This is a genomic window from Mycobacterium sp. E1715 (genome assembly GCF_001667625.1).
Lineage (GTDB): Bacteria > Actinomycetota > Actinomycetes > Mycobacteriales > Mycobacteriaceae > Mycobacterium.
Genome location: NZ_LZJJ01000148.1, coordinates 1 through 844 on the forward strand (window position 1 = coordinate 1; position 844 = coordinate 844).

The following is an 844-nucleotide window of genomic DNA, read 5'->3' on the forward strand; positions in this document are numbered from 1 at the left end:
GCCGCGTCCTCCTCGGCGGCGCGACCCTGGCCAAGGGTTACCGCAACCCGGTGCAGCCCGACCCGTTCGCCGCGCCCACCAGCACCGCCCCGACCGCGGCGGCCACAAACTCCCGACGTGCCAGCCTCACGGTCGACCAGCCTATTGATCGGCCGGCCCGGCGAACCGGCGCACCAACCCCGACCGGTCGACCTTGCCGATGCCGCGCCGCGGCAACGCCTCGACGACGTGCAGTTCGCGCGGGGCGGCGGTGGTGTCCAGGGTGCCTGCCACGTGGGCGCGCAGCTCGTCCAGCGTCGGAGCCGCGTGGCCCTCGGCCAGCACGATCGCGGCGACCACCCGCTGGCCCAGCCGGTCGTCGGGCAGGCCGAACACCGCGCAGTCGGCGACGGCGGGGTGGGTGCCCAGCGCCGCCTCGACCAATTGCGGCAGCACGGTGAGCCCGCCCGTGCTGATCGCGTCGTCCGCGCGGCCCAGCACGGTCAGCACACCCGCCTCGTCGACGGCGCCGAGGTCGTCGGTGCGGAACCAGCCGGGCGCGGCGAACGGGTCGGGCTGCACCGGGTTGCGGTAACCCTTGGCCAGGGTCGCGCCGCCGAGGAGGACGCGGCCGCCGGCGGCGACCTGGACCAGGACGCCGTCCAGTGGCACGCCGTCGTACACGCAACCGCCCGCGGTTTCGCTCATCCCGTAGGTGCGCACCACGGCGACGCCGGCCGCCGCGGCGGCGTCGAGCACCCCCTGCGGGGCCGGGCCGCCGCCGAGCAGGACGGCGTCCAGTTCGGCGAGCGCGGCGGCGGCCGCCGGGTCGGTCAGCGCCTTGGCCAGCTGCGTGGCCACCAGC

1 protein-coding gene and 1 pseudogene are annotated in these 844 nt (G+C 76.9%); one reads left to right on the forward strand and one right to left on the reverse strand.

From position 1 onward, the window contains the following. A pseudogene (locus A9X03_RS30135) lies at positions 1 to 77 on the forward strand (hypothetical protein); the annotation flags it as partial. 64 nt (positions 78 to 141) lie between these two features. Here the strand turns inward: A9X03_RS30135 and menE are convergent. Next, a partial coding sequence (menE, locus tag A9X03_RS08305; protein ID WP_082971028.1) for an o-succinylbenzoate--CoA ligase occupies positions 142 to 844 on the reverse strand: 703 nt, incomplete at its 5' end.